Annotated in this window: 20 protein-coding genes, 2 tRNA genes and 1 pseudogene; 11 read left to right on the forward strand and 12 right to left on the reverse strand. The window is 61.0% G+C overall.

Annotation, left to right across the window (positions count from 1 at the left end; translation table 11 throughout):
• Positions 1–64: 64 nt before the first annotated feature.
• The 3 genes and pseudogenes from A605_RS10355 to A605_RS15070 all read right to left on the reverse strand — a co-directional run.
• Positions 65–460, reverse strand: a pseudogene (locus A605_RS10355) (DDE-type integrase/transposase/recombinase); the annotation flags it as partial.
• Between the two features lie 78 nt (positions 461–538).
• Positions 539–1,387: a hypothetical protein gene (locus tag A605_RS15345; RefSeq protein ID WP_149029421.1), complete on the reverse strand. Its 849-nt coding sequence runs from the start codon at positions 1,385–1,387 to the stop codon at positions 539–541.
• Positions 1,388–1,596: 209 nt separating this feature from the next.
• Positions 1,597–2,793, reverse strand: a complete 1,197-nt coding sequence (locus A605_RS15070) for a polysaccharide pyruvyl transferase family protein (RefSeq protein ID WP_149029422.1) — start codon at positions 2,791–2,793, stop codon at positions 1,597–1,599.
• A 312-nt stretch (positions 2,794–3,105) separates the two neighbouring features.
• Between A605_RS15070 and A605_RS10360 the strand changes: the two genes are divergently transcribed.
• Positions 3,106–4,629 (forward strand): IS1634 family transposase, encoded by a 1,524-nt coding sequence (locus A605_RS10360; RefSeq protein ID WP_015401464.1) that lies wholly within the window; start codon positions 3,106–3,108, stop codon positions 4,627–4,629.
• A gap of 1,025 nt (positions 4,630–5,654) precedes the next feature.
• Here the strand turns inward: A605_RS10360 and A605_RS15075 are convergent.
• Complete coding sequence (locus A605_RS15075; protein WP_081602125.1) at positions 5,655–6,515, reverse strand: ABC transporter ATP-binding protein; 861 nt, start codon at positions 6,513–6,515, stop codon at positions 5,655–5,657.
• A complete protein-coding gene (locus tag A605_RS10370; protein ID WP_027004302.1) occupies positions 6,499–7,416 on the reverse strand; it encodes an ABC transporter permease in 918 nt (305 codons plus the stop codon). The genes A605_RS15075 and A605_RS10370 overlap by 17 nt, the downstream gene beginning before the upstream one ends.
• Before the next feature lie 93 nt (positions 7,417–7,509).
• Here A605_RS10370 and A605_RS10375 point away from each other — a divergent pair, with 93 nt between their 5' ends.
• The 3 genes from A605_RS10375 to A605_RS10385 are packed head-to-tail and all read left to right on the forward strand — an operon-like array spanning position 7,510 to position 11,849.
• On the forward strand, positions 7,510–8,265 hold the full coding sequence (locus A605_RS10375; RefSeq protein ID WP_027004301.1) for a DUF6270 domain-containing protein: 756 nt from the start codon (positions 7,510–7,512) through the stop codon (positions 8,263–8,265).
• On the forward strand, positions 8,262–9,908 hold the full coding sequence (locus tag A605_RS15350; protein ID WP_149029423.1) for a hypothetical protein: 1,647 nt from the start codon (positions 8,262–8,264) through the stop codon (positions 9,906–9,908). Before A605_RS10375 ends, A605_RS15350 begins: the two co-directional genes overlap by 4 nt.
• A gap of 57 nt (positions 9,909–9,965) precedes the next feature.
• Positions 9,966–11,849: a glycosyltransferase family protein gene (locus A605_RS10385; protein ID WP_015401469.1), complete on the forward strand. Its 1,884-nt coding sequence runs from the start codon at positions 9,966–9,968 to the stop codon at positions 11,847–11,849.
• A 43-nt stretch (positions 11,850–11,892) separates the two neighbouring features.
• On the opposite strand, the gene A605_RS10390 is transcribed toward A605_RS10385, so the two are convergent.
• The 3 genes from A605_RS10390 to A605_RS10400 form a co-directional block, all read right to left on the reverse strand.
• Positions 11,893–13,434, reverse strand: a complete 1,542-nt coding sequence (locus A605_RS10390; RefSeq protein WP_015401470.1) for a glycosyltransferase family 4 protein — start codon at positions 13,432–13,434, stop codon at positions 11,893–11,895.
• Positions 13,434–14,735: a glycosyltransferase family 4 protein gene (locus A605_RS10395; RefSeq protein ID WP_015401471.1), complete on the reverse strand. Its 1,302-nt coding sequence runs from the start codon at positions 14,733–14,735 to the stop codon at positions 13,434–13,436. Before A605_RS10395 ends, A605_RS10390 begins: the two co-directional genes overlap by 1 nt.
• A gap of 161 nt (positions 14,736–14,896) precedes the next feature.
• Positions 14,897–14,970 (reverse strand) — tRNA-Ile (locus tag A605_RS10400).
• Between the two features lie 188 nt (positions 14,971–15,158).
• Between A605_RS10400 and A605_RS10405 the strand changes: the two genes are divergently transcribed.
• The 4 genes from A605_RS10405 to A605_RS10415 all read left to right on the forward strand — a co-directional run bounded on the left by A605_RS10405 (position 15,159) and on the right by A605_RS10415 (position 18,299).
• Positions 15,159–16,886: an alkaline phosphatase D family protein gene (locus A605_RS10405; RefSeq protein WP_042440137.1), complete on the forward strand. Its 1,728-nt coding sequence runs from the start codon at positions 15,159–15,161 to the stop codon at positions 16,884–16,886.
• A gap of 19 nt (positions 16,887–16,905) precedes the next feature.
• The gene (locus A605_RS15355; protein ID WP_149029424.1) at positions 16,906–17,493 is read left to right on the forward strand and encodes a hypothetical protein; all 588 of its coding nucleotides are present in this window, start codon (positions 16,906–16,908) and stop codon (positions 17,491–17,493) included.
• A gap of 184 nt (positions 17,494–17,677) precedes the next feature.
• Positions 17,678–17,750: transfer RNA gene (locus A605_RS10410), tRNA-Asn, on the forward strand.
• 225 nt (positions 17,751–17,975) lie between these two features.
• Positions 17,976–18,299: a hypothetical protein gene (locus A605_RS10415; RefSeq protein ID WP_015401473.1), complete on the forward strand. Its 324-nt coding sequence runs from the start codon at positions 17,976–17,978 to the stop codon at positions 18,297–18,299.
• Positions 18,300–18,344: 45 nt separating this feature from the next.
• Here A605_RS10415 and A605_RS10420 read toward each other — a convergent pair whose 3' ends face one another.
• Together A605_RS10420 and wecB are read right to left on the reverse strand one after the other, a co-directional pair.
• Positions 18,345–19,544 carry a tyrosine-type recombinase/integrase gene (locus A605_RS10420; RefSeq protein ID WP_015401474.1) on the reverse strand — a complete coding sequence of 400 codons (1,200 nt, stop codon included), beginning with the start codon at positions 19,542–19,544 and terminating at the stop codon, positions 18,345–18,347.
• Between the two features lie 372 nt (positions 19,545–19,916).
• Complete coding sequence (gene wecB, locus A605_RS10425; RefSeq protein WP_015401475.1) at positions 19,917–21,074, reverse strand: non-hydrolyzing UDP-N-acetylglucosamine 2-epimerase; 1,158 nt, start codon at positions 21,072–21,074, stop codon at positions 19,917–19,919.
• Between the two features lie 427 nt (positions 21,075–21,501).
• On the opposite strand from wecB, the gene A605_RS10430 reads away from it, so the two are divergent.
• A complete protein-coding gene (locus A605_RS10430) occupies positions 21,502–21,807 on the forward strand; it encodes a HigA family addiction module antitoxin (RefSeq protein WP_027004299.1) in 306 nt (101 codons plus the stop codon).
• A 6-nt stretch (positions 21,808–21,813) separates the two neighbouring features.
• Here the strand turns inward: A605_RS10430 and A605_RS10435 are convergent, their stop codons facing one another.
• Positions 21,814–23,157 (reverse strand): glucose-6-phosphate dehydrogenase, encoded by a 1,344-nt coding sequence (locus A605_RS10435; protein WP_015401477.1) that lies wholly within the window; start codon positions 23,155–23,157, stop codon positions 21,814–21,816.
• Between the two features lie 95 nt (positions 23,158–23,252).
• Here A605_RS10435 and A605_RS10440 point away from each other — a divergent pair, with 95 nt between their 5' ends.
• The gene (locus A605_RS10440; RefSeq protein ID WP_015401478.1) at positions 23,253–25,067 is read left to right on the forward strand and encodes a glycoside hydrolase family 15 protein; all 1,815 of its coding nucleotides are present in this window, start codon (positions 23,253–23,255) and stop codon (positions 25,065–25,067) included.
• Positions 25,068–25,073: 6 nt separating this feature from the next.
• Here the strand turns inward: A605_RS10440 and A605_RS15525 are convergent, their stop codons facing one another.
• Positions 25,074–25,244 (reverse strand): hypothetical protein, encoded by a 171-nt coding sequence (locus A605_RS15525; protein ID WP_154653289.1) that lies wholly within the window; start codon positions 25,242–25,244, stop codon positions 25,074–25,076.
• Between the two features lie 207 nt (positions 25,245–25,451).
• Here A605_RS15525 and A605_RS10445 point away from each other — a divergent pair, with 207 nt between their 5' ends.
• Positions 25,452–25,694 carry a hypothetical protein gene (locus tag A605_RS10445; RefSeq protein ID WP_015401479.1) on the forward strand — a complete coding sequence of 81 codons (243 nt, stop codon included), beginning with the start codon at positions 25,452–25,454 and terminating at the stop codon, positions 25,692–25,694.
• Positions 25,695–25,700: the final 6 nt, after the last annotated feature.

Raw genomic sequence — 25,700 nt, forward strand, 5'->3', positions numbered from 1 at the left:
CTCACCGATCCGTGCCAGCACAGGCCAGAACACAATTCCTCGGCTTAACACAAACCTCGGCATAATCAGCGTGGAACACCAGGCCGTCGGGCACCTCACCGCGCAGCATGTGAGCCATCCGCAGGGCACGCTCCACCAGGTCCGTGGTCTGAGTGGAATCCATCGCCCAGCCGAGCACACGGCGTGAGCAGCCGTCGCAGACCGCGCACAGGTATAACCAGCCCTCCCCGGTACGCAGGTAGGTGATGTCCGACATCCACACGCGGTTGAGTTCGCCGGTGTCAAAGAGCCGTTTGACCCGGTCAGGGATCGAATGCGTGGGTCTGCCGGGGATGGTGGTCACAGGCACCCAGGACCGTGGGCTGATGCCTTCGATCCCGAGCCGGCGCATCGCCTTGGCCACCGTCTTCTTGTTCACGAAGATGTCCTCGGCGTGCAGGTCGATGGTGATCCGCGGTGCTGATACTTCACACCCCAGAATCGCGGTACCACCTACCCGGAACACCAGTACCATCAAGCCCTATTCGCCATGAGTAGATTACTCTCCCGAACTCGCATCTTTATGGACCTGCTGAGCGCTTATCTGAGCGAATATTCTTCTCATACTATCCACGGAAGTGACATTCAGAACTTTCAGCAGACGATCACGCTCCCGAACGCTTCCTCCCTTAAGAGACTCCCACAAGGCCATTGCATAGGACATGAAGTCTTCGTCTTCCAAGCCCGAGTGGATCACCAAAGGTTGGTTCTCATGCGCACGAAGATCGTTGATCGGATATTTGAGTACTGTCGACCAATATCTAAATTCCGACGGAAACTTTTTCTTCAAATCGAGAGCTGTAAAATCGCTCATGTGAGCTGCAGTAGCAAGCACCGATTCGTCGTTGGGAATCCGACTGCCGGGCTTAGCTTCGCTAACGAGACGCTTCCGCAGTTCGAAAGCGCTCTCCGCAAGACGACGAGAAACCCGAGCCAGTGGAAAAGCCATAGCATGCACATCGGTACTCGGAAGTATGTCTGCTAGAGGCTTTCGCCAGTACCAGTTCTCCGATGCTTGCCAGAAATTTGTCGTAATCAGATCAGTGTCAAGTTCTGCAAGGGAAGGCAGGAGCGAAGGCGTTCCATTGAGGAAATATACGTCGGGCTCAATAATCCAAGCATAATCCCAGGCACGACCAAGGGCTCGGTAGAAAACATAGTCTCCACATGCCCAACCAGTACGTCGTCGATCATTCCAAAATGTCAGCCCGCTTTCTTCGACAAACTTTTCAGTGAGCGGTTCGGTCTCCATAGAAAAGCCAGCGAGCACTCTTTCATGTTCAGACTCTGAAACATTCATCAGATCTGGCACGGCGACCACTGTTATTCCTTGGTCGAGAAGCTGCATAGAAAGCTCCTCAACTCTCGGGGTAGGTTCTGTGCACCTGATTAGGGCTACGGTTTCTGGCATAGCGATCTCCTGCCGAGAATTAGAAAAATTGAAGGGGCAAATGGATCTAACAAGAATGCACTCGCTGCTTCGACGCCTGTCATACTAACGTAGCTACGTCAAAACTGCGGTTTTCAGTTTGATTAATTATCCAGAGCGATAGCCCATCAGACACTTACGTTTCTCAACACTAAATTCTTAAACACTGCCGACCGGTCCGGATTAGCCCAGATCAGTACTTTCGCTCTCGTGCACCTCACGTCGCTCGGTAAATGAAATTCCTCCGAGTAAGTCCACGAACCGGGAACCACTCGGATATATCGGTAGTGATTCACTCGAGCGGAATTTGACCAAGTCAAACCCTCAATCTTGCGGGCACCCTTCACTTCATTTCCGTCTCGGTCTACCAAATCCAAAGAAATTAACACGTCACGGAATTTGATTCTATCGTCCAATTCAGCAGAGAAATCAAAACGTATATTTCTGCTCTCGCTGTTTACATTGAGTGATATCTCGGATGGGGTAGATGGATCGCCCATTGAAAGTTCCTCAATCGGTTTCCTTCCCTTTTCGATTTCATCGAATGCTTGCAAGAAAGACGAATTAATCCCCTCGGCTACCTCCGAAATCCTATCGGAATCAGGAAAAACGACAGCCTCATTAATAGCCTTCTTGGTGCGCGGAACACCGGTCACACGCTGGTAAAAGTTTCGGCCCACTGAAGAGAAGTAATCGTAGAACTTGAAATGACCTCCGGTATGAATCCTGTTCAGGACTAACCATGCATTTGGAATCCCCAAAGCGTCCGCGAAAATCAGGCCGTGGAGCGACTGACTTAAAATCACGTCGCATTCTCGCATCTGAGCTACAAATGAATCGATATCTAGCGTTCGGATATCGAGGAACGTCACTGGAAGATGGGCAAACTTCTTCTTCAGTGCATCGTTGCCAACGCTCGTGTGGTGAAGAATCACTCCGATCTCACTGCGTCGCGACACTTCTTTTGCAATAGCAACTTCCGGTACCAGCAGACCTGGATCTCCGACGTCTATACCTTCATCATCTAACACACCTAGCTTTTCCTTGGAAAGAAAACCTCTCACTGAATGAATCCGAAGGTTCTCTTTGGGAATAATGCGTGTCGCGGGCGTCATTAGACCGGACCCCACCACATGGAGGGTTTGCTTCCTACCTTTGTCGAGACCTGCCCAAGGTGAACCTAGAATGCTTCCTGTAGCAGCAAGTTCCGATTGTGCGAACTCTGACCATTCTGCATTGATGCCGTACTTTCGCTTCAGAAGGAGACCCGTAAATTCATCTCCAAGGTTGGGATATTTTTTATTCTGGTACCAGTATGCTTTCAACTACGTCTCCTGATAGAGCTGCTACGTGGAAGTATCAATAGATTACAGTAATGCGCCTTGGCGGGCGGGTCGCTTAATGCGTAGTCTCCCCCTGTCTAAGTACAGTAAACAGTTAAGCAGAAAGAACACCCAAGAATTCCGAGGGTCGGTATCGGACAATCTCACAACCACCGCTGCCTCTGTAACCCGACTTGACTCATTTGTATGTGGTGTATTTCATATTGACGTGCTGATTAGGGACGATGGTGAGCAAGGGTCGGAAATACCGTACTAAGAGGGTGGCAGGCGGGGGTGGTGGGTAGATTTTGATGTGTGTCTCCCAGCATCCGCACCGTCCGGACCGGTTCCGGCGCCACCGCTGTACAGGTGATCTGGGGGTGGAAGCAGGGAAAACCCGATCTTCAGCACCTCGGTTCCGCCCACACCCCGGAAGACCTCGCCGTGTTGAAGGCGAAGGCCCAACGCCTGATCGACGGCGAGCAGATGAGCCTGGATCTGGGCGTGGACACCACCCCGGCTGGCACCGGGAGCGTGGATGCCCCGGTACCGGTGACCGGTGAGCGGGCCAGCCACCTGATCGACGCGATTACCGGCGCTTTTCGGTTGCTGGGGCTTAAGGAGGCCACCGATCACGACCAGGTATTTGAACACCTGGTGATGGCCCGGATCGTCCAGCCCGGATCGAAACTAGACTCGGTCGAAACGTTGGCCGAGGTCGGCGTGCGGTCCGCCAGCTACGCCACGATCAAACGCCGCCTGCCGGCCTACGCCACCACAGACTTCCGAGACCAGATCACCCAGGCATGCGCGAGGCATGCCGGCACCGGGCCCGGGGTCCTGGTCCTGTACGACGTGACCACCTTGTACTTCGAGACGGAGGAAGCCGACGACTTCCATAAGCCCGGCTTTTCCAAGGAGCGCCGGCTGGAGCCGCAGATCACCGTCGGGCTGCTGTCCGACGCCCACGGCTTCCCGTTGTCGGTGGGTGCGTTCGAAGGCAACATGGCCGAAACGAGGACGATGCTGCCGATGATCCGAAGATTCCAGGAATCGTTCGATGTCGATGACATCACCGTCGTCGCGGACGCGGGCATGTTTTCTTCAGGCAACAAGAAGGCCATCGTGGATGCCGGACTGCACTACATCATCGGCACGAAGTTCAAGGACCTTCCCTACGTCATCGCCCAGTGGCGCCGCGACCACCCGGACCAGGACTACGAGGACAAACAAATTTGGGTCGAGGCTGATCGCACCGGACGCGGACCCGAGGGCACCCCACACCGGGTGACCTACTACCGGTACTCCTGGGACCGGGCCAGGCGCACCCTGAAGGGCATTGACGAACAGGTCGCCAAGGCAGAGAAAGCCATCGCCGGCAAGATCGCGGTCAAACGCAACCGCTTTGTGGACCTGAAGGCCCCGAACAAGCAGGTCAACTGGGCGTTGGTGAACAAGAACAAATCCCTGGCCGGCATCAAAGGCTTTGAGACCTCCCGCACCGACCTGGAACCTGAGGAGGTCATCGGCGCCTACGGCCGATTGTTGAAAATCGAGAAGGCCTTCCGAATGTCGAAATCCGATCTCAAAGCCCGCCCGATCTACCACCGCACACGCGAGTCCATCGATGCCCACCTGACCGTGGTGATGGCCGCGATGGCCGTCGGCCACCTCCTCGAGGAACGCTCTGGCCTGTCACTGAAGCGACTGGTCCGCACCTTGAAGAAGTACCGCACCTTCGAGCTAGAGGTCCCCGGCCAAACCATCCATACCGCTTCACCCCTGCCCGACGATGTCACCGAACTGATCACCCGACTATCCGCCGCAAGACCGTACTAAATTGAGCCAAGTCGGGTGGTATCGGACAATCTCACAACCACCACTGCCTCTGTAACCTAAACCGAAATCACCAATACAGACCAACTAATCTCACAAACCTTGGGTTTGACACTTTTTACATTCGTGCCTGTTCCTACAGCCCTCTGCTCCTAATCCCAAGTGATTTTACGGAAGCCAGGGAATCAAATGCGGCGGATCGAACCGCCAGTCGCCTCCTTCAACAGGCCCCCCATTTTCCTCTGACTCTTCCGCTCGTTGCTCGTTGACGTCATTCGGTTGTTCGGACTCTGTAGAAGCGGGGGTGCTTTGATCTGCTTCTGTGCTTTCGCTCGGGCTTGACTCATCCATCAATGTCTGCGGAGATTCGGATGGCGAAGGGGAGACGGATTCGGATGGAGATGATGTCGCAGGCTGGGATGGCGAAGGCACAACGAGCTGCGGCAACCGTTGCTCGGAAGTCTGCGCAGTTAATTGCGGGAGGGGTTGAGGCGGTACAGGAGTAGGAAAATTAGCTGGCGAAGGGGCAACATCCGATTCAGGGACTATCGGGACCTCGGGCTCCATTGGTAAGGGTTCCTGCCCAGTCAACGGCGAGGTGTGACGCGGTGTCGAAGGGACTAGCGTGGCCGATTCCTCGGAAGTTGCACTGCTTGAGGTAGAAGAGTGAAATCCTCGAGATTCACGTGGCACGGAGGTACGTGTCCTCTCCCCAGCTTGCTGGAGTTTCGGATCGGTTTCACCGTTATCAGCCAGAGACAAATTGCTCCACGGGAAAAGTACCAGCCCTGTTGCCACAGCCAACACTCCAATAGAAGAGATAGATCGGGTACGCGGAACACGCTTGCCCCTACTCGCGTGGCGAAGCCACCAGGCAGCGGGAGCTAGTAATCCAATACCGACCAAGATTGCCCCCACTCCGATGCGGGCATCGGATGGTAGCGTAAAAAAGCCCGCAACTATTGCCAGAATGCCACCAACAACGAGAAACCCGCACATCAGCCAACGTGTGGAGTAGGACATATTCTTTAGCTCCTCCGTGCAGAAGCAGTGCTCGTACTTCCGCTCATTTGCTTCTCGCTGCTGAACAATTCTGGCCGCTCGCTTTTCAAGGTAATAATAGGCGGAGTATAGTACCCCTCCATCTTCTTGATGATTTCCTCGGCTTCATCGTCTTTACCGGTGGCTTTCCGGTTTCCCCATACGCGGTAGGACTTGGTTACGCTCTCCGCCTGCCCATCCGCGATGATCCGACCATTGTGTAACCAAATCGCTCGAGTGCAGTTCTCCTGGATAGTGGCGGCTCCGTGAGAAACGAGGAAAACCGTACCAGAGGATTCAAGCATACGACTCATACGTTCGCGCGCTCGATTCGTGAATGAGGCGTCGCCCGTAGAGAGAGCTTCGTCCACGAGCAGAATTTCCGGATGAACACTGGTTGAAATAGCGAACTTCAGACGCGCCCCCATTCCAGAAGAATAGGTGTTCATTGGCCGGTTGATCGCGTCACCGATGTCCGCGAATTCACGCACGTCATCGACCTTCTCTTCAACTTCCTCGGGACTGAGGCCCATTGCGAGCAAGCCCAACCTGATGTTTTGAGTTCCCGTTAACCTCGGTTGAAGCGCAGCGGACACGCCGAGCAGGGTTGGCTGCGAGGCTACCCGTATCTCTCCAGAAGATGGAGCCTCTCCGCCGGCAATTAACCTGAGAAGGGTAGATTTTCCGGAGCCATTCCGACCCAGCACGCCGATGGATTCACCCGAATAGGTCACGAATGAAATTCCGTTCAAGGCGCGGACCTTCTGCCTACGCCTTTCTCCTGTAATTCGGTAATCCTTATATAAATCGCGGACGACCACAGTCGGATGCTCAGTGGAGGGTGCCATATCTCTCCTCAGCTCTCCAGAAAAAGATCAGCCCAACCCCAAAAGTACCGAAAGCCCAGGCGGTGAGATACACCCAGGTTTGAAGACCAGGAACATCGGCATACATAACCACTCCTCGTACCGCCTGAAGGAATTGGTACGCAGGGTTGGCGACCATAATCTCCTGGATGATCGGAACGGTGGCGTACCTCTCGATCGAGAAGAATACTCCCGAGGTAAAGAACCAGGCGCGCCCGGCTACTCGGACCAGTGTTCGTAGATCGGGCACAAATGCGCACAGGCGAGCCACGATGAACATGGTACCGGTCGCAAAAACATGAATCAGGATATACAGCGGAATAATGAGAAATATACGCCAGGTAGGCGGATTTCCCCATTGGAAAGCTAAGGCCCCTACGATGGCGACTAGGGCGGGAGCCAAACCCGCGATGAAGTTTCGGACTGTCTGCGAAAACACCAGAGCCGCACGCGGAAACGTGAAAGCGGCAATCATATTCTGGGAACTTTTGATCAGAGTAGTCCCACCAATAAGCCCCATCTGCATATAGCCGAAGAAGATGATGCCGATGATTAGGTAGCCGATGAAATTCTCAATACCGCGGGAAGTTCTCAGCAAGAGGCCAAAGAGAACTCCGTACAAGGCCGCATCGAGAAGCGGTGACAGGATAACCCACGCGCGTCCGAGGAACATATCTCGCTGGGAATCGAAGGATTTCCCATTAGCCTCCGCAGCAATGAAGTACCTCCGCCCCCAGAGTTGTCGAAGATACTTGAAGAATTTGGGGCGCACATTGAGCCTCAGGAGATGATCATCGTTGACCAGCTCCAGATTGGGATCATCCACCACCAATGATATGTCTCCTGCCTCAGCGTTACCTCGATAACGACTGGCCTGACTCATTAGCCACCTCCCCTCGGTAAAGTAAGCTCACAGGATTACCGACTTAACTGTACTGCCTTAATACCGTTAAACTGAAGTAGAGAGGATGTGTCCGTGGACGCAGACGATCCCACACCCCCGACGAACACCGCTATTTTCGGTGGATGCGTCAGTCGGGACACTTTGGCGTTTGCCGGCGATAAAGAGTACCCGCTTTCCCGGTACATCGCTCGTCACTCGCTCCTTTCCGCTGGCACAGACGCTTCGCTGAACTTCCCGGAGTTCGAGGTGTCCAGCAAGTTCCAGCAGCGGATAATTGAGTTCGATATCAGGGGTGCATTGATAAAAGACGTCTCCGAACTCGGCGCGGTAGATGTCTTACTCTGGGACCTCAACGTTGAGCGGTCGGGCTGCTGGCAGTTTCCTGACGGCACGATCGTCACCAACAGTCCTGATCTCCGCCGGGTACCAGAGCTCAAGCAGGCATTAAGCAACGCGCGCAAGATCGATTTCGGAAGCGAAGAACACCTCCTGCGCTGGCAGGGCGCGGCGAGTCTATTCGTGGATGCCCTCCATGTTTTCGGTCTCAAGGCGCACACCCTGGTCCTGGCTCCGGAGTGGGCGCTGACGGACACAGACGGTGAACCCACGCGAAAAGTCGGAACGCTCCACCCTCAGGATGCCACAGAGGCTTTCGCCCCCTACATCAATCATCTTGAGGCCCTCGGACTGACGGTCGCTCGCTTTGGGGGACTTGTCTCAGACCTGAATCACCGCTGGGGTCGTGCTCCATTCCACTACACTCCCGATGCTTACGAAATGTTCCGAAACCGCATCGATGAATTCGTCAGGGAACGTCGAGCAGAATGAAAGAACAATTCGACGATCTCCGAAAAGCGATATGGCATCTGAGAAAAGGCGGCCCGCAACAGCTGAGACGGTGGAACTACAACCGTCTCGCAGATACCCCGGGTATTAAGAAACGCAGTGTTCTTCCACAAGCTGGGTTGTCACGTCATTATCCTTCCCTTACTGGTGTCTGGGATACCTTCTCACAGCGCGAGAAAGAAATGCATTCTGCCGTGGACATCCGGCGTTACCGGAATCCTTTCGCGCAGGGATGGATTCTGACTAGGAAGAATAGCGCTAGAACTCTCCCATCCCCGGAGCATTGGCAATGCCTTGCATTCGGGGACTGGGAGTTCCGGCATGATCCGGATCTTGAAGTACACCATTGCGCCTCCTCGCTGGAGCCCGGCGAAGTACTCCTGATCGGCCACGCCGCCGACTCCCATAAGAGACTTCACTCTTCTGAGAAAACCGCCCCTGAGTTACTGAGATCGGTTACAGGCTCCCAAGGTTGGGAACAGTTCGACGAGGCCGTCACCTGGCTGGGTGGACGTTTCGTAGCCATCGCTCGTCGAGCTTCCGCAATGCGTGTGCACGTGGACGCAATGGCCTCACGTTCTTGCTACTGGGGCTCGAAAGACGGTGACGTCGTCCTGGCTTCGCACTCGGCTCTGATCGCCGACACACTCGGGGATGCCGCAGCGACGGGTTGTAAATGGGTGCTCTCCCATCCCGACTACGACAATCCGGCCGGAAAGTACCTGCCCGGGATGGTCACCCCACACGATGTGGCAAAACTGGTCATCGCCAATTGCGCATTGACGATCGACAACACTGAAGCCAGGCACAACAGGTTCTTCTTCACTCCGCCGGAGAAACTGAGCGTCACCGAAGCCACTGAACGCTACCTGGCGGAATTGCGCTTCCAGATGGACGCGGCTTTGAATGCCCAGCCTCGATCAGTCCTGGCGCTGACAGCCGGCTCCGACTCCCGGGCGATGCTCACTGGCACGCTCGACCTGTTACACGATGCCGGCACCTCGGCGATGACCTATCATTTTTTCGCCCGCAATGCGGATCATTCTCGGAAGGATCTGCTCGGCGCTAATCGGCTCGCTCATCTCAGCAACCTCACCCACCGCGTGCTTGACGCGTCGGGCTGGGATGCGACGTCATCATTCGCGAAGATGTACCACAAGACTTTTCCCACCTGGGCCAGGTTTCCCTCGCTTTCCCGGACTTATTACGAGGAACTCGGAGCAGATGAATCGCTCATCATCGGAATTGGTGGAGAAATCGGCACCGTCTTCTACAGGGACCGCGAATACGATCAGGTGACACCCGAGGTGCTGGCCAGCAAATTCACACAATCGGATTTCCGGAAGGATCCACGGCTCGTCGAGACAATGGCCGAGTACATGGACTACACCCAACTCACCGAAGAAAACTCCGCCGGATACGATCTCTTCGATCTCTTCTACTGGGAACACCGAATGTCCAGTTGGGCAGCCTATGGCTACTCCGAGGCGGACTTCGGCCCTACCGTTGTGCTGCCCCTCAACTCGCGCCGTCTCATTCACGCCATGCTTTCGCTTCCATTGAAAGATCGGCTCAAGCGCAGCATTTACCGCCAGCTCGGCGCATGGTCCGGGATCACAGGGTGATCCCTGGCAGCGTAGTAACCATCTCGAATTCTCTATTCAGAAAGGCGCGGACTACCCGTGAACATCAGGAAATCGGCCCTGGAGGCCCGAAAAGGCTTCTGGCATCTTCGCCAGGGCGGAATTCCTCAGTTCCGGAAGTGGCTATCCCGACGGCATTTCCAGCAGGAGATGCCCAACTCCAGTGAAGGCCGAGCCTGGGATCCGATCGAGGTCGAGGACTATTCGCCTTTGCCTCGGCCGAAATCCTACGGGGATGTGAAAGTCGCGGTCATTCTCGATGACTTCTCTATGGAGGCGTGGAGCTACGAGTTCACCACCATTGCTGTCATGCCGGATAGCTGGCCTCAGCAGATAAGCGACGACGTTGACCTGCTGCTGGTGGAGTCAGCCTGGAATGGCAACAGCGGAGCCTGGCAGTACCAGCTGACCGGTACCTCAGCGCCGAGTAATACGTTGCAGGAGTTCGTCGAGCATTGCCGCGCGAGGGGCATCCCCACTGTCTTCTGGAACAAGGAGGACCCACCGCACTTCGAGGATTTCCTCGACACGGCCCGGTTATTCGACGTGGTCTTCACCACCGACGTGAACAAGGTGGCCGAGTACCGGAAGGAACTGGGCCACGACCGGGTACACGTCATGAGTTTCGCGGCACAGCCCGCGATTCATAACCCTGTCCGCACGCCGGGAATCCATCAGCGGGGAGACATCGCATTCGCGGGCATGTACTTCGCGCACAAATTCCCGGAACGCCGGGAACAGATGGACCTGCTGCTCTCAGCCGCCTCGGCCGTTTCCCCGAGGATGGAACACGGGCTGACGATCTTCTCCCGGTTCGTCGGCGGGGACGAAAAGTACCAGTTCCCCGAGCCCTTCGACAGTCACGTGGTCGGCTCACTGCCCTATCAGAAGATGCTGACCGCCTACCGCGACTTCAAGGTCTTCCTGAACGTCAACTCGGTCGTCGATAGTCCGAGCATGTGTGCCCGGAGGATCTTCGAGATCACGGCCAGCGGCACTCCCGTTGTCAGCACCCCCAGTGCCGCAGTCCGCGAGTTTTTCCCGGCTGACGAGGTACCCGCCGCCTCCACGCAGCAGGAGGCGGAGTGGATGCTGCGGGCGCTGGTGAATTCACCCCAGCTCCGCGACCGTATGGTCCACAAGGCACAGCGGCGAATCTGGGCGAACCACACTTACAGTCACCGCGCAGAGCAGGTACTGGAGGCCGCCGGAGTCGAGCACATCCCGCTGTACTCTCCGACTGTTTCCGTGATCGTCTCGACCAACCGACCGGCGCAGCTTCCCCACATTCTCGATCAGGTGGCACAGCAAGGGGAAGTCCAGGTGGAGTTGCTGATTCTCTCCCACGGCTTCGAGATCGACAGCGAGGAGCTGGATCGGGAGTGTTCGAATCGGGGGCTGGACAATGTCCGTCATTTCTCGGGTGCCGCGGAGTGGAGTCTGGGCAGATGTCTCAACACTCTCGTCGCCGAATCCAGTGGCGAGGTGATCGCAAAATTCGATGACGATGATCTTTATGGTCCGCATTACCTGCTGGATCAGTTGAACGCCCTGCGGTACTCGGGTGCTGACGTCGTAGGTAAGGAAGCCGCCTACGCCTATCTGGAGAGCAGCGAGGTTCTACTTCTGCGCCGGCCTGAGCGCGAGCACCGGTGGACGCACTTCGTCGCCGGCCCGACGTTGATGGGCCACCGCCGGGTTTTCGAAACCGTGCCCTTCGCTGATGTGACGCGCGGGGAAGACAGTCAGTTCCTGTCTGATGTGCTCGAGTCCGGCATGCGCATCTATTCTTCAGACCGCTTCAATTTCATACAGGGACGCGGCCATGGGACCCACACCTGGTCCGCCACGGACGCTGAATTCCTGGCCAACGGGGTCGTGGAGTCCTTCGGCTGCAACCTCAGTCACGTCAACGTCGACTGAGTAACCCGCTGCCTGCCGTCGGGCGGTGGCGTGAAATATCAGGTCAGAAGGATCCGTAGAGCTCCCTGTACCTGGTGCCGTTCATCCGCCAGGTACGGGAGCGGATCCACTGGTTCGTCTCTGAGGACAAGTCCTTCCGGTGCAGAGCGGTACTGATCCCCTTCGCCAGCGTCTCCGCATTCTCTGGTGCCACATACTCCGCGAATCCCCCGGTTACTTCCCGAAGTGCAGGCAATTCAGAGGCGACCACGGGAATACCGAGGGATTGAGCCATGAGTGGTTTGATCGGGGTGACGGTCCTGCACACCTGGGTATCTTTGCGCGGCACGACGAAGAGGTCGAGCGCGGCGTACCACTTCCAGATCTCGTTCTGCGGCTTACGGCCGGCAAAAATGACCCGGTCATCGAGTCCCAGAGACGCGGTCAGCTCTTCCAGGGCGGGGCGAGCAGTCCCCTCCCCCACGATGAGCACCTTCGATCCCGCGGGCAGGTACTGAAGTGACTGGATCAGTGTGTCCAGGCCTTCGTAGTCGACAACCGCGGTCACCGAGCCCACCAGCGGGACATCAGGAAGTCCAAGCTCGCGGCGGATGGCGGAGCGGTCAAACTTCCTGCCGATGAACTGCTCATCGACCGCATTGGGCACAACATGGATCTTTCCAGCTTCGATTCCCCTATCAATCAGCTGTTGCTTGGAGATCTCGCTCAACGTGACCACGGCATTCGCCGCCTGCGCGTAGCGGGTCTCCTGACTGCGGGCGAGTTGATAGAACTCCGACTGTTGGGCCCGCTCCTGCAGCTCCGCGGGCTGCCGCGAAAGCCAGGTGCTCTCGAGCTCGCCACGGACTTCATAGACCCACGGAATTCCGAGGTGTTCGGCTGCCCGGGAGGTGACAATCGCGTTCTTGAAGTCTGTCGTCGTGTGCAGCACAGTTGCCCCAAAGGCCCGTGCGCGTTCGACGATCATCTCCACGGCCAGGTCGTCCCGGTCCTGGAGGCTGAGGGGATAGGACCAGGGCAGGAGTCGTTCATAGGAGATCCCCCCAATGGTTTGTGTCTCCGTGTCCGGAAACTTTCCGACCAGGACCGGGTATGCGAGGCGGGTTACTGCGTGCACCGGTATGCCCGTCTGCTGAATTGCTTTCAGCACGTTATGTGAGCGCAGGGTGTAGCCGGAGTGGGTGTACGGCAGGCTGTTGGTCAGTACGTGGAGCACGCGGTGCTCGGGTGGGGCGGCGGTCGAACTCTGCGCGACCGGTGCCGGCGGTTGCACGCGGAGTTGTTCCAGCCGCTCCCTGGTGCGCTGGGCGAGGTGCCGATCGGATCTGGATGCCTTGCCGCCCTGGGCGTCGATAAGCGCAATGCCCTCACTGAGCTCGCCCCGGTTGGTGATCTCGCGGGCAGGGGTCTGAGCCGGAGCAATTCTGGACAGCGGTGCGGACGGAATCCGTGACAGCACCGGATTGTCAGAGGTGCGGATCCGCTCGCTGAGCTTGGCCAGAAACCCTGACAGGTCTTCCGTGACGAGTCGGGCGGAAGCCGTGACGAGAAGCGACAGAATGCGGAGTGTAAAGAGCGGATTCATCAGCGCCCGCCCACTTCCTCCACCAGTTCGAGCAGGCGGGGCGGCGCAATCTCTTCCCGTTCTTGCTTGACCCATTCGGGACCGTCACCGGTGATGGTCAACCGCGACCGATCCCGGGCCAGTGCAATCCACAGGTCCGCGAGTGCCCGGGGATCGTCCGGAGGGACGACATCGCCGGCCCGCCGGGAGCGGATGATGTCCGCGGCCTCGCCCTTCACGACCCCCGAGATGTGCAGCCGGGCCACCATCAGCTCATAGGTCTTGGAGGGAACCGCGCGCTTCAGGGGTTCCCAGTCCGTCAGGTGAACCAGCGCGGTGTCCGCCCACTCGTAGTAGTCGTCGAGCTTGTCGGCGGGCTGGCGCCCCTCGATGGAGACGTTAGTGTCTGTGGCTCTGGCGGTCTCTGTGAGAGCTTCCCGGGCCGCACCGGCGCCAACCAGGCGCAGATGAATCCGCACACCGGCCTCCTCAGCCAGGCGGGCAGCTTCCACGGCGTTGGCCAGATTCTGCGCACGCCCCAGAGTCCCGGCGTAAAGAACCTTCAGCTCCCCGCAGGGCCCTTCATCCACCTGTTCGGCCCTGTAGTCCGTCTCGGGCGGAAAAACGTTGCGGACGGTGACGATCTTCGGCGCGTTGCCGCGGGTCTGAATTTCGGGGCGCTCACAGAGGTCGCACTGGAGGTGGCTGGACGTTACCGACAGGCCTGCGGCGCCCTTCAACACCTTGTGCAGCGCCAGACGGGTCCCCGCGCTCAGCACCTGGAATGGTCCCTTCGTCAGAATCCGCTCCCGGAGGGAACGTTTGCCGGTGCTTTTGTTCCACTCCTCGGACTGATCAAGCAGATCGGGCCAGGCGTCACGAAGATCAATCACGTAGGGGCACTTCAGAATGCGGGCGGAAAGACCCGCAACCACAGCGGTGGGAAGGGCAGGCACTGTTCCGATAACCAGATCTGGCCGGTAGCCCTTCAGTACCCCGGGACGCTTGAGAACAACCCACAGTGCTCCCAGTGCAACCGTCGCCTGGTTCATTATCCGCTGGGTCAGAGAGGCCCCCGAGGGAACGAAACCACTGCGGATGATCCGCTCGCCCGAGGGTCCCGGATCGGACTCGAAGGACGATGAGTACTGGCGCTCGCTCCACCACTGCCGCAGCTCCACCTTGCGCTGGTAGTGCGGAGGAGGCGCAATCACAGTCACTTCGTGTCCCGCGTCCACGAGAATCCTGGACAACCATGTCCACCGACGCTGCGGCACCCCGTTCTCGGGGTGCCAGTACTGGGAGAGAATCAGTATCTTCACCGGGTCAGCGCCACCTTCAGAGTATTTTCGCAGCGGACCGTACGGAGGAAGGAACCGCAAACCTTAACGCTGAAAAACGGTAGCACGAGAGAATCCACAAATGCGGGAGCATATCCCCTGCTCAGTGGCATTTTAGCCTTTTCTACGGTGCAACTTATCTGTGGGGCCAGCGGGGCTCGAACCCGCGACCAGCGGATTATGAGTCCGCGGCTCTAACCGACTGAGCTATAGCCCCTTCTGCGTTGCCAATGACCACAGCCACGACAACTTGTTCAGTATATCCGGCTTCCTCCCTGCCCTTTGAATCACCTGCCGTTGCAGCTGTTTCAGTCTTGTGCCACCGGCTGGAGACTTCTGAGGGAAGCTTCATCTCCCGGCCGTTGCGATGGCGAGAACCGTCTGTTTCCGTTTGAGTGGAGGAATATGTTCCCTTCCTTTTCAAGCAGTGCCGTCTCTCGCCGTCGTCTTTTGCAGTCCTCCCTCGTCGGTGGTGCCGCCGCTGCTTCCGCGTTCGGGAGGGGCGACGTTGCTCAGGCGCAAAGCTCGAGCAGTGCGCCCGCCGCCGTCCCGGTCGAGCCGCCGGCCGGCACCCTGCCGTTCCTCCACGGCGTCGCGTCCGGGGATCCCCTACCGAATTCGGTGGTGCTGTGGACCCGGGTGACCCCTTCGGCGGACGCGGTTCCGGGATCCGGTCTGGGTGCGGCGACCACCATCAAGTGGGAGGTGGCGCTGGACGCGGGCTTCCGGGACGTCGTCAAGCAGGGTGAGGCCGTCGCTTCCGCCGACCGTGACCATACTGTTCACGTCGACCCGTGGGATCTGGCGGCGGACACCGTGTACTTCTACCGCTTCGCGGTCGTCGACGGGGAGTTCGCAGGCCATGTCTCCCCCACCGGCCGCACGAGAACGGCCCCGGACTTCGACGCCTCGCCCGAGCAGCTGAACCTCGCGGTCGCCTCCTGTGCCAACTGGGAGTCGGGGTTCTTTTCCGCGTACACGGACATCGCCAATCGGGCGCAGGCCGGCGACCTGGACCTGCTGGTCTTCCTCGGCGACTACATCTACGAGTATGGTACCGGCGAGGCCGCGGGACCACACGGCCCCTTCCGCATCCATGAGCCCGCCTGGGAGACCGTCACCCTGCAGGACTACCGGATGCGCCACGGTCGCTACCGTACCGACCCCGAGCTGCAGGCCGCGCACACCGCCCTGCCCTGGGTGGTGGTGTGGGACGACCACGAGACCGCCGACAACTCCTGGCGCGGGGGCGCGCAGAACCACTCCCCCGCCGAGGGCGACTGGCTGACGCGCCGTAATGCGGCCCTGCGGGCCTACTTCGAGTGGCTGCCCGTCCGCGCGACCTCCCCGTCCGAGGAGGGGCACATCTACCGTTCGCTGCGCTTCGGCGACCTGGTCGAGCTGACCATGATGGATCTGCGCACCTACCGTGATCAGCAGGCGAGGTGGGCGGTGGGCGCTATTGGTGACGAGGGGCGGACGATGATGGGCTCCGAGCAGTTCGAGTGGCTGCGGCGCAAGATCGAGACCTCTTCCGCTCATTGGAATGTGATGGGTAGCTCGGTGATGGTTGCGCCCCTGAACCTGATCACCCTGCAGCAGAACGAGCAGACGAGTTCGGTGGCGGACTTCCTCGGTTCGCACGCATCGGGAGTCCCCTTGAACCCCGATCAGTGGGACGGGTACACGGCTGACCGTGTGCGACTGTTGGACGTGCTCGAGGCGCACGGCTCAAACGTGCTGTTCTTGAGCGGCGATATCCACACGGAATGGGCCAATTCGCTGTGGCACGGCGGCCGGGAGATCGGTGTGGAGCTGGTATGCAGTTCCGTGTCCGCACCAAATGTGGACGAGCAGCTCGGACTGCCGGCCGACAACGCTGTCTCCCACCTGGCGGAGCAGCTGGTGCGCGACGCCAACCCGCACGTGCGCCACGTGGACCTGGACTCACACGGCTACTCGATCGCGCGCGTGCGGCGGGACGAGGTGCAGATGCACTGGCTGCGGGTGGATGACGTGGAAGTGCAGGGGGCGGCGGTGAGGGAGGCTGTGGGGTTGGTGTGGCGGGCTGGGGGAGGGCCCCCGAGTAAGCTTCCTGTGACTGACAGGTTGCAGGGACTTAACCAGCAATAACCGCGCGCAAGGGAAGAAATTGGATTTCAGCAACCTCGATTGGGGAAACGTCCCCTCTTGGATAGCAGCAATTTTTGCTGTACCGGCAGTAGCCGTTGCTGCATTTCAAGTGCATCAAGCAGCTAAGCAAAATCGAATGGCCGCTGAGCAACAGGAGGACAGCTTACGACCAGTAGTGATCGCTACGATTGAGCCTGTTCCTGAGGTCTTCCAATTCATGAATTTCCATATCCGGAATGTTGGACTTGGGCCAGCCTACGGCATCAAACTCGATTTTATTGAGAAGCCTGACCTCTCCGGATATGGAGTTGAGCGTCCGTTCTGGGAAGCTTCATTCGCCAAAAACGGCATCTCAGTTCTGGGCCCCGGCCAAGATTTAAAAACCACGGCCGATTTTGCCATCGACAGGGCAAAAGACAAGACGCTTGTCAATTATGGCGTTGTCCGGATTTCCTATAGTTCCGTAACCGGGAAAAGCTTTACCGATGAGTTTGTCCTCGATATGGGATCCCTGGAAGGCGCTACTCGAATATCCATCGGAACCGTTCATGACCTCAACAAGAACCTAGCCGAGATACGAAAAATCTTGCAGAAGCGTCCCGAATGATGAAATAGGTGCCCACATTCGACCATGGACGAGTCAGTGCGGCCCAACATTTCATAGCGCAACAGTCTCTCAGCAACCGCCCAAAAGGCTCTACACCAGCAGATTTGCCCTTCGAGGATGTCCGCTTATATAGTTATGTCTCGTTGCACGGCAGAGCGAGAGCAAAGCCGCGAGCACAACTTAATCCCCCATAGCTCAGTTGGCAGAGCATTCGACTGTTAATCGAAGGGTCACTGGTTCGAGCCCAGTTGGGGGAGCAAATCCGAAAGCCGGTCCGCAAGGGCCGGTTTTTTCGTATTCTAGTACTCGGCGAACCATCTTCCCTCTCCCAGCCAAACGGCCCCAGCCTGTCCGCATTTCTTTTGCCTTTCCAATCCCTTACACTCCTCATTCTGACATATGGCACTTCATAGTGCAATGGCTTTCAGTATTTTCTTCTCCGGTTGGAGCAACACCAAGTGCGAGGTGACACAATTTCCGTCATGAATGCGCAAGGGTGGTTGAACCGGGTCACAGACGGCGACGCGGTCAACGCGGTAGCTGTGAACGCTGATATTTCTCCGGCGACCCTGTTCAGGCAGGTCAAAAAGGACGGCATCTCGGCCGAGAACGTCATCGCCATCTGCCGGGCATACGGACATCCCCCCGTCTCTGGGCTGGTGGAGACCGGCTACCTCACCGCCACCGAAACCGGGGACCCAGCCCTCGGTGGCACCCTTCAGAATGCGACCGACAAGCAGCTCCTCGAAGAGATCGCCGGGAGGCTCGAAGGCAGCCACACAAATGACCCAGCTGACGGTGACTGACACGCTTGCATTGGTCGCCTGTCCCACGGCGCCCCTGCCACCCTCTCACGCCGCCTCGTCGTCGCCGCCCGCCCCGCTCCCCTCACTCCCCGGTTCCAGACGCTCGAGCGCGCTCGTGTGGTCGCCGGCCTGCTTGGGTCGGCGAATGTAGTAGCGGCCCGTCACCGCGGGAGAGGCGTGCCCCAGGTGCCGGGCGGCCTCCTCCACCCCGTAGGCACGCTCGATGAGGGTGGCCACTGTCGAGCGGAAGTGCTTCATCTGGATGTGAGCGAACTCCTCGCCGCGGGCGTCCCGGAAGCGGTTGCCCACGTTGTGGGGATCGAGGATGCCGCCGTTCCAGTTCGGGAAGACCAGTTCGTTGTCGGCGTCGCGGCGCCGTTCCCGGAGCATCTCGGCGTACCAGGCGGGCAGGACGAGCATCCGGTAGCCGGCCTCGCTCTTCGCCATCTCCTGACGGATCAGAACCCCGTCCTGGCGCACGATCGTCCCGGAGACGGTCAGTTGCGCGGGCGTGGTCGTCAGGTTGACGTCCTCCCACCGGATGGCCAGTGCCTCGGCGGGGCGCACACCGGTGGCCAGGAGAGTGGCCACGATGCCGGTGAGGTCCGTCCGCTTTCCCTGGGCCTCCCAGGCTTCGACGTGCTCCCAGAGTCCATCTATTTCCTCCTGGGTGAGCACAACCGGCTCCTCGCGTTTGGGAGGGCGCAGCCGGGCGGTGCGGGCCGGGTTCATCGACCAGAGGTCCACGCCGTGGCGCAGCGCCAGATCGAAGGCGTGGGTGAGCAGAATCTTCAGCATCCGGGCGGACGTCGGCACGCGGCGCGACACCGAGTCCAGCCAGGCCTGGATGACCGTGACCGAGCACTCCCCCAGCCGCAGCCTGCCGATGTCCGGGTCCCCCTTCTCCCCCGTGAGAAAGCCGACGTGGCGCTCATAGAGGTTGATCGTCTGCACCCGGCTGTTCTGCCCGGCCTGCCCGCTGCGCAGCGCCTGCAGGGTCTTGTCCACCAGCTCCAGCAGCGTGGTGTCGGCGTCGATGTGTCCGATGGAACCCGAGTACGCCCGGTCGTGCGCCCGGTCGCGGACGAGTTCCTCGGCCTTGAGCCGGGTGTCCGCGGTGGCCTGAACCTTGAGCCATCGGCCGGCGAGATTGCGCACCGAGGTGCGCGCGACCCATTTCTTCGGTCCCACCTTGTCCACGTTGATCGGACCGAGTTCCCCGATTCTGCGGCGTGCCTGCCCCATGCCAGAACTTCCCCCTTGTTCTCTCCTGAGCATCCGGCACCGATCCCTGAGTACGGTGCCCCCGTGGGCAGGCTCCCACGGCGAACTGGCGGGCGGCCAGCGCCACCGCAACCCCCTCGGGCGGATCTGTGGACAACCGTGGGTTCTCCACAGCCGCAGACACCCGCCGCTTGACGCCGACGCAGCGACGCAGGAGGCTGAGGGATCCGGCGCGTCCGGTGGTGTCCGCGAGGGCGGTACTCATCCGGGCCGGAAGCGCTTCCGGCCACCGCGGGAACGGAAGAAGCCGGGGCAGTGACGGACCACTGCCCCGGCTCAGTACGGGAGCTGGATTCCGGCGCCCTGATCGCCCGGCGCCCGGCTCGTCTTTTCTTAGGCCGCGAGCTCCGCGGTGAACTCCGGCAGGCGGGTGCCGATGCCGAGCAGCTGGGAGATGGCCGCGATGGAACGGGCCGCGCCCTGGCCGTCGCCGTAGGGATTGACGGCGTTGGCCATCTCCGCGTAGGAGTCCGCGTCGTCCAGCAGTCGGCGGGCCTCGGTGGTGATGCGGTTGCGGTCGGTGCCGACCAGCTTGACGGTGCCGGCGGCCACGGCCTCCGGACGCTCGGTGTTCTCACGCATGACCAGCACCGGCTTGCCCAGCGCGGGGGCCTCCTCCTGGACTCCGCCCGAGTCAGTGAGCACGAGCTTGGAGCGGTCCATGAGCTTGGTGAACTGGTCGTAGGGCAGCGGATCGGTGATGATCACGTTGTCCAGGTTCTCCACCTTCGGCAGGATGGCCAGGCGCACCTTGGGGTTGAGGTGGAGCGGGAGGACGAAGACCATGTCCGGGTAGGCCTGGGCCAGCTCCTGGACGGCGCCGCCGATCTCCTCCATGGCGTGCAGGTTCTCCCGGCGGTGGGTGGTCACCAGCACCATGTCCCGGTCGGTGGCGGCCGCGTCGGCCAGCGCCGGGTCGGCGAAGGGGGTGTCCCAGCTGGCGGCCTTGAGCAGGGAGTCGATGACGGTGTTGCCGGTGACCACGATGCGCGAGGAGTCGAAGCTCTCGCGCAGCAGGTTCTCCCGGGAGGCGGCGGTCGGGGCGAGGTGCAGCGAGGCGACCTGGCCGATGATGCGGCGGTTGGCCTCCTCCGGGAACGGGGACTGGATGTTGCCGGTGCGCAGGCCGGCCTCGAGGTGGACGATCTGGACGCCGCGGTGGAAGCCGGCGAGGGCAGCGGTCATGGCGGTGGAGGTGTCACCCTGGGAGATGATGACATCCGGTTTCTCCTCCTCGATGATCCCGTCCAGGCCCACCATCGCGCGGGAGACGATCTCGTTGAGGCCCTGCCCGGCCTTCATCAGGCCCAGATCGTAGGAGGGGGTCACGCCGAACATCGTGTTGACCTGGTCCAGCATCTCGCGGTGCTGTCCGGTGGAGACCGGGACGGAGATGAAGCGCTCGTCGCGCTGCAGGGCGGCGATGACCGGAACCACCTTGATGGCCTCCGGACGGGTGCCGTAGATGGTCATGATCTTCGGGACGGACATTAGTCTCCTGACTGAGGCGTTGACGGACAAGAATTCAGCGGCACTTCGGGCGTGCTTACTCTTGTTCCAGTAAAACTGCGTCAATAGAATCCCGCTAATTAACTGTCAAAACCATGTACCCCTCACCCCCGTTTTATAACTGTTTTCCCAACCTTCCTGCGGAAAATCGCTTTTCTATCAGCACTTTTTCAGCTTTCGTCAGAAAGTTCGGTTGTCAGCGCTCCCAGGCTCCCCTCTTCCAACCGCCACCACCCCTCGTCACGCCCGTTCACTGACGAAGCCGCCTGCTGCGCTCCCGGGGCCACTTTCGGACCATTCGCCCGCCGCTGCGCCGCTGCGTCCGCCTTTGGCCGCCCGAGGGTGAGTCGCACGCAGGCGTCGATAAGCCCCGGCAACCGCCGTAAAATCAACCACCGAGGAGCAACAGGTGTCGACTTCACCGACCACCACTCACCGCCGCCCGCACCCCGGAGCGTGGCTCAGGGCCGAGATGGTGGAGCCGAGCGGGCTCACGCAGTACCGGCTCGCCCAGGATCTGGGGGTCTCGCAGTCACTCGTGTCCCGACTCATGACCGGCCACGCGCGCATCACCGCCGGTCTGGCGCTACGGCTGTCCGCCTACTTCGGCGACAGCGCTGAATTCTGGCTGAACCTCCAGCAGAATTACGACCTCGCGGAGGCCCGGGCCACCGTCGACACCTCCGGTATCCCCCATTTCAGCGCGACCGGCTGACCTCGCCTACCAGCCCTCCGGGCCCTGGGAGCCAGCCGGGTACTCCTCCAACGGGACGCTGCCGTCGGCGAAGGCCGCCAGCACCGGTTCGATGATCTCCCAGGACCGCCGCGGGGCGTCCGCCGGGACCTCGGTGGTGCGGTCGGCGGCGAGGATGGCGCGCACCACCCGGCCGTAGGGGGTCAGGCGCGAGGGCACCAGTTCGGTGCGCAGGGTCACCCGCTGCAGGTTCTGCCGGTAGCCGTGGTCGGAGACGTTGACCTCCACGGCCACCTCGTCGGTGAAGGGGAAGATCAGCCGGGTTCCCGGGTTGATCTCCAGCTCGTCCTCGTGCCCGCGGCGGCGGTAGGTCACCGCGATCTCCTGGCGCGGGTTCCCGATCGCCTTGCCGGAGCGCAGGACCACGGGCACCCCGCGCCAGCGGTCGGTGTCCACGTCGGCGGTGACCTGGAAGAGGGTTTCGGTGCCGCGTTCGGGGTCCACCCCCTCCTCCTCGGCGTAGGCGGGCAGGCGGCGACCGTCGATCTCGCCTGCCGTGTAGCGGGCGCGGCGCACGGAGTCCGGGTCGATGGTGGTGGCGGCGAGGATGTCGGTGGCGGTGTCGGGGGAACCGGCCGCCAGGGCGTGCGCCATGACCTGCAGCAGGTGGGACTGGAGCATGTCGCGCATCGCGCCGTTGCTGTCGTAGAACTCGGCGCGGCCCTCCAGCCCGAGGGACTCGTCGTAGATGATCTCGACCGTCTCGATGTCCGTGTTGTCCCAGCCGGCGGCGAACAGCGCGTTGGCGCCGACCAGCCCGGTCAGGTTCGACAGGGCGGTCTCGTAGTTGAAGTGGTCGACGCGGAAGATGTGGTCCTCATCGGTGACGTTCAGCAGTTTGCCGTTGAGTTCCTCGGCGGTGGCCGCGTCCTCGCCGAAGGGCTTCTCCATGGCCAGGATCAGGCCGTCGGGCAGGTCGACCTCGGCCAGGGCGTCGACGGCGGCGGCCGTCACGGACGGGGAGAGCGCGAAGTAGAGCACGCTGCGTTCGCCGGGCTCGCGGGCGTCGAAAAGCTTCCGCAGGTCACCGGGGTCGGTGGCATCGGCCACCACGTAGGTGGCGCGCTCGGCCAGCCGCTCGACCACGGCGTCGTCGACGTCCATGTCGGCCTCGGCGAGCGAGTCGCGCACCAGCTGCGGGTAGTCGTCGCGCTCGGAGCGGCCGGAACCCACCAGGTCGATGCGCGTGTCGTCGTATTCACTCAGGTAGCCGGCCATGCCGGGGAGGAGCAGGCGGCGCACGAGGTCGCCGGCGCCGCCGAGAATGTAAAAGGTCACGGACTTCGGGTGGTCGGGATTCGTGGCGTTCATGGCCCCACGCTAGCAACGTCACCGGCCCCGCGCCGGAGGCCTCGTTCTTCCCTAGGGTGGGGTGAGAAGATATTCCCCGACCTGCGGAGGAAGCCATGTCCGTCCAACTCGAAGATTACGCACTGTTGTCCGACACCCACACCGCGGCCCTGATCTCCCGGTACGGCAGCATCGACTGGCTGTGCCTGCCGCGGTTCGACTCCCAGGCGGCCTTCTCCGCGCTGCTCGGCGACGACCGCGACGGCCACTGGCTGCTGGAGGTGCCCGACGGGGAGGTCATTGAGCGCCGCTATATCAAGGACACCTTCATCACGGAGACGATCTGGGAGTCGCCGACGGGTAAGGCGAAGGTCACCGACTTCATGCCGATGGACGTCACCGGCGACCAGGCGCGCCAGCACGTGGTCACCGACCTGATGCGCATCGTCGAGTGCCTGGAGGGTGAGGTGGAGATCCGCAACGTGGTGCGGCTGCGCTTCGACTACGGCGCCTCCACCCCGTACGTGAGCTGCCGGAGGGTCGAGGGAACCCAAGAGCTGCGGGCGATCGCCGGGCCGAACGCCGTCTACGTCCGCGGCCCGCTGCTCCAGCACGATCCGGAGAAGGGCTGCCACGTCGGCCAGGAACGCCTCCAGGCCGGCGACACCACCCGCTGGGTGCTCACGTGGACGCCGTCCTACCTCGAGCATCCCCCGTTACCGGATCACACCAACGCGCTGGCGAACACCCGGGAGTTCTGGCAGGAGTGGATCGGGCGCTTTGACGGCCAGGGCGAGTACACCGACGCGGTGCGCCGCTCCCTGCTGGTGCTGCGCGCACTGACGCACTCCTCCACCGGCGGGATCGTCGCCGCGCCGACCACCTCCCTGCCGGAGGAGTTCGGGGGCGTGCGCAACTGGGACTACCGCTACACCTGGCTACGGGACTCCGCCATGGTCATTGAGGTGCTGGTGGAAAACGGCTTCGAGCGCCGGGCGCTGGCGTGGCGGGACTGGCTGCTGCGCGCCATCGCCGGCGACCCGGACCAGCTGCGCATCATGTACGGCCTGAGCGGTGAGCGCCACCTGCCGGAGTTCGAGCTCGAGCACCTGCCCGGCTACGAGAACTCCGCGCCGGTACGCATCGGCAACGGCGCGGCGGATCAGTACCAGGCCGACGTCGTCGGCGAGGTCATGGTGGCCCTGGAACGGCTGCGCCAGGCGGGAGTCGGAGACGGCGAGATCTCCTGGACGCTGCAGAAGGCCATCCTCGGTTTCCAGGAGTCTCGCTTCCACGACAAGGACCAGGGCATCTGGGAGATGCGCGACGAGGCCCACCACTTCACCCACGGCCGGGCGATGATGTGGGCCGCCTTCGACCGCGGCATCCAGGCCGTGGAGCGCCACGGCTACGACGGCCCCGTCGAACGCTGGCGGGAGCTGCGCGAGACCCTGCGCGAGGAGATCCTCACCCACGGCTTCGACGAGCAGCTGAACTCCTTCACCCAGACCTACGACAACAACGAGGTCGACGCCTCCCTGCTGCAGCTGGCCCAGATCCGCTTCGTGGACTACGACGATCCGCGCATGCTCGGCACCGTCGAGCGCATCGAGCAGCAGCTGCTCGACCGGGAGGGTTTCGTCCACCGCTACCGCACCCAGTCCGGCACCGACGGCCTCGCCGGCGACGAGTACCCCTTCCTGCTGTGCACCTTCTGGTTGATCGAGCAGTACGCCCACTCCGGCCGTCTCGACGACGCGCGGGAGATGATGGAACGGGCCCTGGCCGTGCAGAGCGACCTGGGACTGCTCGCCGAGGAGTACTCCACCGGCCACCGCCGGCTGGCCGGCAACTATCCGCAGGCGTTCTCCCACCTGGGCCTCATCCGCGCGGCCTACGCGATCAACCACCCGCACAAGGTGCAGGGCTGAGACGGATCAGGGCCGGTGCCGGTCGCCCGCCTCGCCGGAGGAGGTGGGGGCGGCGACCATATCCGCCTCCCCGTCGGGGCCGCGGGCACCCGACTGCCCCAGGCTGGCGGTGAACAGCGCGGTGAACGCGAGCGCCGCCGAGGCCGTCGCCGAGAGTTTCTTCTTCTGACCAGCCACAGGACCACTTCCTCGTCAGAATCACACCGGTTGTCGTGCGATGTGAACATAGCGCAGCAACATGAAATCCGCATGAACGTTGGATAACACTTTGTTTTGGTGGTCCGGCAAGGGCCCGGCACAGGCCCGGCACGCTCCCGTGCCTGCGGCGAACGCTGCGGTAGAGTGGTCGACGTACCGATCACAGAGAGGGAGTTCGTAGCGACCATGATCCAGTTCGTCATCGGCGCCGCCGCAGGCTACGTCTTCGGCACCAAGGCCGGACGCAAGCGGTTTGAGCAGATCAAGAAGGGCTACGAAACGGCCGTCAACTCCCCCGTCACCAAGTCCGCCGTCCGCGCCGGCCGCAAGGCCCTGGCCGACCGGCTGGACCCGCAGCCGCGGATGAAGGAAGTCAAGAACCTCAGGCGCGAGGACGGCTCCGCGGTGCTGGAGCCGGACGAGGACTAACCTGCC

This window comes from Corynebacterium halotolerans YIM 70093 = DSM 44683 (genome assembly GCF_000341345.1).
Classification (GTDB): domain Bacteria; phylum Actinomycetota; class Actinomycetes; order Mycobacteriales; family Mycobacteriaceae; genus Corynebacterium; species Corynebacterium halotolerans.

Excerpts from the sequence above, each read along its gene's own strand:
- A605_RS10440 (WP_015401478.1), top strand. The coding sequence starts at position 23,253 with ATGTCCGTCCAACTCGAAGATTACGCACTGTTGTCCGACACCCACACC.
- A605_RS15350 (WP_149029423.1), top strand. The coding sequence starts at position 8,262 with ATGAAAGAACAATTCGACGATCTCCGAAAAGCGATATGGCATCTGAGA.
- A605_RS10370 (WP_027004302.1), bottom strand. The coding sequence starts at position 7,416 with ATGAGTCAGGCCAGTCGTTATCGAGGTAACGCTGAGGCAGGAGACATA.
- A605_RS10435 (WP_015401477.1), bottom strand. The coding sequence starts at position 23,157 with ATGAACGCCACGAATCCCGACCACCCGAAGTCCGTGACCTTTTACATT.
- A605_RS10390 (WP_015401470.1), bottom strand. The coding sequence starts at position 13,434 with ATGAATCCGCTCTTTACACTCCGCATTCTGTCGCTTCTCGTCACGGCT.
- A605_RS15075 (WP_081602125.1), bottom strand. The coding sequence starts at position 6,515 with ATGGCACCCTCCACTGAGCATCCGACTGTGGTCGTCCGCGATTTATAT.
- A605_RS15345 (WP_149029421.1), bottom strand. The coding sequence starts at position 1,387 with ATGCAGCTTCTCGACCAAGGAATAACAGTGGTCGCCGTGCCAGATCTG.
- A605_RS10445 (WP_015401479.1), top strand. The coding sequence starts at position 25,452 with ATGATCCAGTTCGTCATCGGCGCCGCCGCAGGCTACGTCTTCGGCACC.
- wecB (WP_015401475.1), bottom strand. The coding sequence starts at position 21,074 with ATGTCCGTCCCGAAGATCATGACCATCTACGGCACCCGTCCGGAGGCC.
- A605_RS10415 (WP_015401473.1), top strand. The coding sequence starts at position 17,976 with ATGAATGCGCAAGGGTGGTTGAACCGGGTCACAGACGGCGACGCGGTC.
- A605_RS10405 (WP_042440137.1), top strand. The coding sequence starts at position 15,159 with ATGTTCCCTTCCTTTTCAAGCAGTGCCGTCTCTCGCCGTCGTCTTTTG.
- A605_RS10420 (WP_015401474.1), bottom strand. The coding sequence starts at position 19,544 with ATGGGGCAGGCACGCCGCAGAATCGGGGAACTCGGTCCGATCAACGTG.